Raw genomic sequence first — 8,383 nt, forward strand, 5'->3', positions numbered from 1 at the left:
TCCTTTCTCTCGTGCCTTCGAGCCTCCCGTCGGCCGGCGCGGCGGTCCCTCACATGTTCGGATGAGGGACAGCGCCCGAACAGCCGCGCACACTGGGGGTATGTCGGTTGTCGTCGGCCATGACGGGAAGCCGCGCTGTCCCTGGGTCGGCGACGGCGATTCCCCGCTCGGCCGCTACCACGACGACGTCTGGGGCCGGCGCACCTACGACGAGTCCGCTCTGTTCGAGGCGCTCACCCTCGGCGTGTTCGAGGTCGGGCTGAGCTGGGCGGTCGTGTTCGGCAAGCGGGACGCCTTCCGCGTCGCGTTCCACGGGTTCGCCGTCGCCGAGGTCGCCGCCATGACCGAGCGGGACGTCGACCGGCTGGTGTTGGATGCCTCGATCATCCGCAACCGCGGCAAGATCCAGGCCACCGTCGACAACGCCCGGGCGATGCTGTCCGCCTCTCCTAGCCTCGCCGCGCTCGCCAAGTCCTACGAGGTCAACCGCAAGCGCCCGCCCCGCTCCGTCGCCGACCTGCCCAAGTCCACCCCGCAGGCCGAGGCGTTCGCCAAGCAGCTCAAAGCGCAGGGCTACCGCTTCGTCGGCCCCACCAGCGTCTACGCGTTCATGCAGAACACCGGTGTGGTCAACGACCACGTCCGTGGCTGCTTCCGCGCGTAGTGCGCGGTGTCGCCGCCAGAGCTCGAACTCCGGATGCTGGAACGGATCGTCCGGAAGCCACGGCGTTGGACTACGAGCACCCGATGACGACCCGAACGTGATCCCATTGCCCACCCCAATGGACCGGATCAAGCGCACGCGACGTCTTGCAGGACTGCTCAACGACTATCGACCAGCCGTCTAAAACCCCAGCTCACAGCCGGTGACAGCATTGTCGACCAGGACAGTCCGACGACAGCGGGCGGGAGGCGTTGGACAAGCTCAGCGAGGGATTCGGCTGAGCTGCTGTACTTCACTGCTGTACCGGCCAAAGGAAAGGCCCTGCCTGGGTGATCCAGACAGGCCTGACCTGCGGTGGGCGATACTGGGATCGAACCAGTGACCTCTTCGGTGTGAACCAAGGACGCGATAATGCGCTGACCTGCGGAAACGTGACTTCCGTAGGTCAGCGTGGTTCCGTTCAGAGTCGTTGAGTGCAGTTCAGGGCCGTTCAGCGCGTCTGTCTGCTCCCCATTTGCTCCCCGCGCTGCTCCCCACAGCCCGACCACCTACGCGTCAGCGGGGCCTCGTTCGTCCTGCAGGCGAGCCAGCACGGCACCGGATTGTCTACATTGGGCGGTTGCGCCACGCTCGGCGGCGTCTTCTTCCTCATCTCGCCTGGCGTCTTGGCCGGCGTGGCTGACAAGTCTCCAGACAAAGTGAAAGCCCCAACCATGAAGGGCTGGGGCCGGGTATTTGAGTCGGTTCGGGTCTGGCGTCGCCTTTGTCTACGCCGGGCCATCCTCCGCTCCCCTGCGACGTAGTCTACCAGCCAGGCGCTGGGGTGTCACTCCATCCGTGCGAGTAAGTGCTGTGGCGCCAGGCGCCGAGGCCGCGCGGATCGAACAAGGCTTCGGTGGTGACGGGATTGCCGAACACGTCGGTGTAGTGCAACTCCAGCCAGTGACAGAGTTGGCCGTCGAGCGCGGTCGGGGCGAACGCGGTCGGCAGCTCCAAGGGCGTCTGCGCCAGCGAGGCGGTCATGATGACGGTGTGGCCGGCCGCGATGGCCGTTGGCCCGACGAGATCGCCGCAGGTTCGGTCACTGCGCCACAGGCGGCCGGTCACCTGGAGTGCCGGACCCTCTCCGAGGTTGTCCACCGGCACGACGAAACGGTTATTGGCGTCCACGACGAACGCGTAGACACCAGCTTCCGGTGGCGTCAGCCGGAACCGCTCGGCGGTGGGGGGATGGGACGCGATGGCGCCGCTGGAGTTGGGAAAGCTGACCGACTGGTGCGCCGGCACCAACAGCGGGTAGCGGCTGAGCATCATCTCCCGACGGGACCGGGCCAGCTGTTCGTCGGTGCGTTTGAGCGCCTCGCGGGACAGGTGCAGGGCCGTCACCGCCGCCACGGTCGAGGCGAGCGCGGCCAGGGCGCTGCTGATCGCACCGGCGCGGGCGTCGGTTCCTGTTGCCGCGAACCAGAACGCCGTGAGAACGGCGACGACCGCCAGCGCCGCGATGAACCACAGTCGAGGCATGCCGGTCCGTCTGCGCGCGGTCACCGCCGGAGCCTGACGCCGGCATCGCCCCACGGATGCCGTTGCACCGTCACGGTGTTGTTGTTCACGGCCACGAGCCGGGACTGCGCCATCACGCGCACGATCCGATGACGGTCGCGATTGTCGTAACCGAACAGCGGCACCGTCTTGGCGTTGTCGGCCTTCGCCATCGCCTCCAGGAACTCCATTTCCGGGACCGGCGTGCCGAGGCGGTCATGGAACAGCCGGTACAGCTCGTGGTAGGCGAGCTCGAACGGCCGACTCAGCATCGAGGTCGGCGCGATCACATGCCGGCTGCGGTCGGCCATGACGGTGTCCACCACGCCGGTCGCCTTGGCGTAGTTGACCGCCTCCCGGATCCGGCCCGCGCTGCGCTGCTCCGGCCCCTGGCCGATGCCGCGGCGGTTCAGCAGCGAGCTGAGCTGGTTGTACGGGATGCTGGCCTTCTTGCGCCAGTAGCATTCGGCGGTGAGACAGGCGTAGACGCGCCAGAGTTGTTCCAGGTAGCCGAGTTGTAGCGGCACTTCGGCGACGGTGAACGCGCCTTGGGCGTCCTGGCGGATGTGTCCCACAGTCTGCAGCGCGTCCAGGGCGCGGTCGGCCAGCCGGCCGTCGTCGGCCTGGAACGGGCCGGTGAGGCTGCCGATCGCGACCCCGTTGACACGTCCGGAGATCTGCCGGATCGCGTAGTCGATGGCCACGATGTCGGCCAGCTGCTCCCGGGAGATCTTGAGATAGGTGCGCTCGCGGTTCTGTCCCGTCCACTGACCGTCCTGACCACGCATCGCCGCGTTGGTGCGGGTGACCCGCTCGGTCATGGCGTTGGCCAGGGACCAGTACTCGTTCTGGTCGGTGTTGGGGACGATATGCCACTGCGCCAGCAGCGCCACCCGGTCGCCGCGCTCCGGGCCGCCGAGGATATGTCCCCGGCGCTGGAGTTCGAGCAACCCGAGCAGTGACCGGCTGCTGGTGTCCGGCTCGCGTGGGTTGATCACTGTGACGGTCGCGATGTCCAGCGACTCGAGGTCGGGTGTGTTCAGGACTTTGGTCATCTCGTCGCTGAGCTTGCGGGAGTCGCCGTAGATGACGGCGACCTTACGGCCGGCGCGGTGCAGGCGCTCGATCAGCGGGATGAAGTCCTGGTCGCCGGTCACCAGGACAAAATGGGTGACGCCGGCGTGCAGGTAGTCCATCGCCAGCACGGTCAGCAGGATGTCGGCCTGTTCCTTCCGGCTCTCCACCTGCGCGGCGTCGATGAAGTGCTCGTGCATCGCGGTGGCGATGGTCGGATCGAACCTGGCTGCCGCCATGTGCTTGTGGTGCAACTGGTCGCCGCAGAAGGCGTTGGCGTAAAGCCAGAGGTCGTGCACGTGATGTCGCTCGACCAGCGCGCCCCGGTTGAGGATGGCACCGGTCAGATTCTCCCAGTCCACCAGCAGAACGCCGACATCGGTCGTGGTCATCGCTGTTCCGTTCCGCCGACGCCGACCCGGCTGCCCAGGCTGTGGTTGAGCGAGTTCTCGATCACGGTCAGGCTGCGGTGCACGTCGTCGACCACCGACCGGAGCAGATTTACCGGGTATGACTGGTATTCGCCGGCGTGTGCGGCGCAGGTGAGGTACTGGCAGGCGGCCCCGACGGTGAGAATCAGGTTGCGGCAGAAGCGGTCCGAGCCATCCGTGGTGTCTTTCAGTAACCGTGCCAACACCGTCTGCAGGGAAAGCCAGCGGTCCTCGGGGGCGTAGTCGTCGGGTAGGTCGAGCGCCTTGGCCAGTGCCCGCGCCCGTTTGGCGACCTCGCCGGACGTGTGCTTCTGGCTCAGCCCCCACAGTCGTGAGACAAGGGTGGCTCCGTCCCAACTCTTGGGGCGGAATCCATCGCCGTTCACACCGTTGACGGCTCGCTCCGCACCGGACAGCACGGCTTGCCAGTCGGGGTCTTTGGATGTGCCAATCTGCTGGAACAGATCGTGGTGCAGATGCGGTGACTGCTCGTGCACGTGTCGCAGGCACCGGATCAGCGCCTCCTCGACGGCCAGCAGCGCGCTCCCGAGCCGGGAAACGCCCACTGCGTCGGCGTTGAGCGGCACGTCGATAGCCCGGGTGATGTCGGTGATGTGGCACAGCTCGCTGCGGCCGCCGACCACGGGCACCCAGTCCGGCAGGACAACTGCAGAACTGTTCTGGCTCAGGGTGAGTTCGTTGTGGGCCAACAGAACCACGCTCACCCGGTGTCGAACCTGTGAGAGGGTGGCGAGCAGTCGTGACCGGTTGCACTCGAACAGCCGGACGAGATCGGACATCAGCGCGTTCGGGTTGTCGAAGCCGGTCTGCCGAACGATCAACACCGGCATGCCGAGGTGCTGGAGCAGGGATTCAAGCCGGGTCGCGTACGAGTCACGATGACCGGACACGGCTAGCCAGTACGCGTCCAGCCGCCCGACCGCGTTGTCGTCCAGCCGCAGGATGGTGTCGGCGACCAGTGCGGGTTCCGGATCGGACGTCATCAGCCGCACCTCACCGCGGCCGCGATCCGCGCGAGCAGGCGGATCCTGGGACGCACCATGCCGTCTTCGTTGGTGAGGAAGTTCGCTCTGGTCGCGGTGGCGAGCAACTCCTCGACCGAGATGTCGTCGCAGTGGCGCCGGATCAGGTCGGTGAACTCGGCGACCGGCAACGCGAACGTGGTGGGCGAATTGAGCACGAGCCCGCGTAGTCCACTGTAGACGGCGTGCAGCCACGGGTAGTGGGCCCGGGTCAGATCGGACAGATGGTCGGCGGCGACCTGTCGAAACATCACGTAGTGCTGGTTGCGGATGATCGAGGTGTGGTCCAGGTTGGACCGGACGAACTCGTCGAACAGCTCGGGTCGGACGGGTTGAAGGCTGGACTGCGGCCGTCGGGTCTCGATCAGCCACTCGCAGAACGACACCAGCAGCTTGCCGGTCAGGAACGGGTGGCCGCCGGTCTCCCGGTACACGCAGTCGACGAACTCCGGATGCACGTCCACGTTGCTGGTCATGATCTTCAGCACCAATTCGTGGAACTCGTCGACAAGATTCGACGCTGGCTCGTGGGAGAACAGCGGAAACGGATCCTGGGTCACGAGCGGGCTCAGCTGGTTCTGGTCGGGCAGAATCCAGTGCGCGTTCGGCTGCTGACCAACAAGAATCAGCAGGTTCTCCCGGGTGAAGGAGACTAGTTGGTTGAGCAGCGGCTGCACCACCGTGTAGCGGAGCCGGGGATCCTGGTTCATGGAGATGGCGAGATGGCCGAACAGCGTCTCGTACTCGTCGAGCACCAGCACGACTCGACGATCGGTCGGCGCCGGCAGGCATTCGGCCACCGTGCGGGCCACGAAGTCCTCGCTCAGCCGGGCCTCGGAGGTCAACGCGTCGCAGATGGCGCGGTAGAAGGTGTCGTCCTCTAGATCGCTGGTGCGGTCGCACGTCTGAGTGGTGATGATCGACTGGCCGGACGGCGAGCCCAGATCGGACTCACACGCCGTGGTCTTGCCGCTGCGGCGGACACTGCACCACAGGCGAACTCCGTTGCGCAGCTCGAACGATTCCAGCAGCCGACGGACCGACCAGCGGTCGACGTGCGTGTATCGGGTGAGCCTGGGCTGGTCGAGCGGGAACGCGGCGGCGTAGTTCCGTCCGATGACGTGATTCGGCGAGGCGAAACCGGTGTCGTGCGCCCATTCGGCGAGCAGTTCGAGTATCCGTGCGTGTGGAGCGTCGTCCGGGGAGCCGGTGTGCACGACGATCTCGGCCAGGTGCGGTGCCTGCCGGATCTCGGCCCGCAGGCTGGCGCCCAGCGGTGCCACCACGGCGCTGATGGCGCGGGTGGCCGCTTCCTCGATCACCTGCCGGTCGATGGATGTGGCCGCGAGGTAGCAGTGGATCTCGACACGCCGGGCCCGCAGCGACTTCGCCGAGAGCTGGAAGGTCACTTCCAGCCTGGCGTTTCCCCGGGAGTACAGGGAAAGCGCGGGCAGCGGCGCGACCGTCGGCTCGCGTCGCATCAACACGTCCACCACGCGGGCGAGGGGAAGCGCCGATTCCTGGAGGCCGACGGTGAGCCAGCCGGGTTCGACGTGCAGCAGGACCTCGCGCAGGTGCTCGGCGGTGAGGAAGGGCATCGTGTCGATCCAGGCCGCGGGCGACTCGGCCAGCACCTTGCTGCCGCGATAGGTGAACACCACGGTGGAGTAGCCGATCAGGATGCCGGACAGCATCGCCGAACACAGTTGGCGCAGCGGCGCGGCCCGCCGGGCCTGATGCGCCTCCGGGAGCCGGGCCGAGTAGAACTCCAGGGTCAGATCGAGGAAACGCTGTAGGCCGGCCAGCGACTTGGCTATCGCCTGGCGGGTGTTCGGCGCGGAACCCCTGATCTGGTACCAGTAGCCGCGCTGAAAGATGGTGGACGCGTGCTGGCCGATGGCCGTCTTCATCACGGCGAGCCAGGGGGCCGGCTGGTCGGTTGTCGCCAGTTGGTACAGGAAATCCTCGAAGTAGCCGTTGAGGATTTCCCGGTAGAAGGTCGTCCACTGGAAGATGTGGTGCTCGGCCAGCTGCGTGAGATCGCGCAGCAGCCTTCGCCGCGAGTAGGCGACCACGTCCTCGTCGACGGCGCGCCGGGGCGCGGCGACAGCAATGACGGGGGGAGCCTTGACCGCTGGCGGTGGCGGCTGCCGTCTGACCTCGTCGAACAGCTGCGTGAGCGACTTCTGGCGCTTGCGCAGGAAACTGGCGATTACCTGGCCGATCTGGGGTTCCAGCGCGCGCAGCTCGTCGGGCGTGCAGCCCCGCAGCACGTCCTCCATCAGCCGTTCCGCCTCGGCCGGCCGGACCGTCCGATTCAGTTCCATCACCCGTCGGAACGAGTCGTCCCATCTGGTCATATGCCCACGCCCCACCTGCCCGTCACACCACGTGCCCTGCCCATCGCCGGCACCCGATCGGCCGCTACCTGTGGAGACGGGAACGTGATTATTTCCGGCCAAACGGGTGACGTGTCGCTTTCCGGAAAAGCGGCGACCCCTGATGTGAGGAATGAGAGTACGACGACCTGGTGTGACTGGAACTCGTTGGCGCGCAGGATGATCCGCGCAACCTGTTGGTGGAGCCGGGGTCGATCCCGAACCCGAAGGACGCGGTGGAGAACAAGCTGTCCGACGCGGTGTGCTCGGGCCTGATCCCGTTGTCGACCGCACAGACGGCCATCGCGTCGAACTGGGTGACGGCCTTCGAGCAGGCGGGCCTGCGGGTGTCGGGTAGCAAGGTCTGTCTGCGTGACGATCCCTCCACGTGCGCCGCCGGCAAGGGAGCCGGCGACGGCGAGTAGTCGACAACGGGCGCGGTACCGGGTGACATCGACCGCGGCCTGGATTCCCTGTCGAGTGCCGAAAGACGTCGGCGCAGTCCAGGCGCGCTCTGTGGCTGGACCTGCTCAGTCGTCGACGGACTGTGCCGCGGAGGCGATCGGCTCGAGTCCCGCGATCAGCTCATCCAACTCGTCCACGCTGAGCATGTCGTACGCCGGCGCGGGCAGCTCGTCGGTGAGGTCCTCGATGCACTGCATCAGCGCGGTGGCGCTGCCGCGCTCCCGCACGGCGACCGCTACCTGTGGGGTGATCTTCCCCTACACCCATGGGATGTGGCGCGCCACCCTACCGTCGGCGAGGTTGTAGACACGGCGTGCACCACCTCGGCCGGCGCCTTGCCCAGCAGTGCGGCTCGGCCGGCGAAGTATCCGTCCCAATCGTTGCGCATGCCCAGCGCCAGGAACGCCTCGTTCGCCACTGCTGAGTGGGTGGTGGTGGCGATCGGCTCGAGGGGCTCGAACATGCGATGGACTTTGGACTGCGGGGATGACATTGGTCAGCATTTTCCGTAATCATGGGTGCCCCGGTGGGCGGCCTCTCACCCAAGGGACGAACAACGCGGCCCGGATTCGACAACCCAGGCCGATTCAATTGGGCAGTATCGGGGGTGCCACTGGGACTCGGTTGCCGTTGGATCTCGCGCCGAACCCGGATCATCTCGGCTGCTCCCAGATGTCCTAAGTGCTCACCTGAGCTTGTGTTTTAACCTTCGGGGTGGGTGACGGGGACCCCGGGTGATCACGGGTGCAGCCCTTGAGTGATCATGCTTCTTGTCTAGGGAAGAAG

Annotated in this window: 8 protein-coding genes; 2 read left to right on the top strand and 6 right to left on the bottom strand. The window is 66.5% G+C overall.

Going from position 1 to position 8,383, the window contains the following annotated elements:
• The first annotated feature begins 100 nt into the window (after window positions 1-100).
• Window positions 101-664: a DNA-3-methyladenine glycosylase I gene (locus ACIG5F_RS43380; RefSeq protein ID WP_396526079.1), complete on the top strand. Its 564-nt coding sequence runs from the start codon at window positions 101-103 to the stop codon at window positions 662-664.
• 804 nt (window positions 665-1,468) lie between these two features.
• On the opposite strand, the gene ACIG5F_RS43385 is transcribed toward ACIG5F_RS43380, so the two are convergent.
• The 4 genes from ACIG5F_RS43385 to ACIG5F_RS43400 are packed head-to-tail and all read right to left on the bottom strand — an operon-like array spanning window position 1,469 to window position 7,114.
• Window positions 1,469-2,212 (bottom strand): hypothetical protein, encoded by a 744-nt coding sequence (locus tag ACIG5F_RS43385; protein ID WP_396526080.1) that lies wholly within the window; start codon window positions 2,210-2,212, stop codon window positions 1,469-1,471.
• Window positions 2,209-3,672 carry an NYN domain-containing protein gene (locus ACIG5F_RS43390; protein WP_396526081.1) on the bottom strand — a complete coding sequence of 488 codons (1,464 nt, stop codon included), beginning with the start codon at window positions 3,670-3,672 and terminating at the stop codon, window positions 2,209-2,211. The genes ACIG5F_RS43385 and ACIG5F_RS43390 overlap by 4 nt, the downstream gene beginning before the upstream one ends.
• Window positions 3,669-4,715 (bottom strand): hypothetical protein, encoded by a 1,047-nt coding sequence (locus ACIG5F_RS43395; protein WP_396526082.1) that lies wholly within the window; start codon window positions 4,713-4,715, stop codon window positions 3,669-3,671. The genes ACIG5F_RS43390 and ACIG5F_RS43395 overlap by 4 nt, the downstream gene beginning before the upstream one ends.
• A complete protein-coding gene (locus ACIG5F_RS43400) occupies window positions 4,715-7,114 on the bottom strand; it encodes a hypothetical protein (protein WP_396526083.1) in 2,400 nt (799 codons plus the stop codon). The genes ACIG5F_RS43395 and ACIG5F_RS43400 overlap by 1 nt, the downstream gene beginning before the upstream one ends.
• Window positions 7,115-7,329: 215 nt before the next feature.
• Here ACIG5F_RS43400 and ACIG5F_RS43405 point away from each other — a divergent pair, with 215 nt between their 5' ends.
• Complete coding sequence (locus ACIG5F_RS43405) at window positions 7,330-7,557, top strand: hypothetical protein (protein ID WP_396526084.1); 228 nt, start codon at window positions 7,330-7,332, stop codon at window positions 7,555-7,557.
• Between the two features lie 105 nt (window positions 7,558-7,662).
• Here the strand turns inward: ACIG5F_RS43405 and ACIG5F_RS43410 are convergent, their stop codons facing one another.
• On the bottom strand, window positions 7,663-7,824 hold the full coding sequence (locus ACIG5F_RS43410; RefSeq protein ID WP_396526085.1) for a hypothetical protein: 162 nt from the start codon (window positions 7,822-7,824) through the stop codon (window positions 7,663-7,665).
• Between the two features lie 8 nt (window positions 7,825-7,832).
• Window positions 7,833-8,090, bottom strand: coding sequence for a hypothetical protein (locus tag ACIG5F_RS43415; RefSeq protein WP_396526086.1), 258 nt, complete (start codon window positions 8,088-8,090; stop codon window positions 7,833-7,835).
• Window positions 8,091-8,383 lie beyond the last annotated feature (293 nt).

The sequence above is a fragment of the Kutzneria sp. NPDC052558 genome (assembly GCF_044547355.1).
GTDB lineage: Bacteria > Actinomycetota > Actinomycetes > Mycobacteriales > Pseudonocardiaceae > Kutzneria.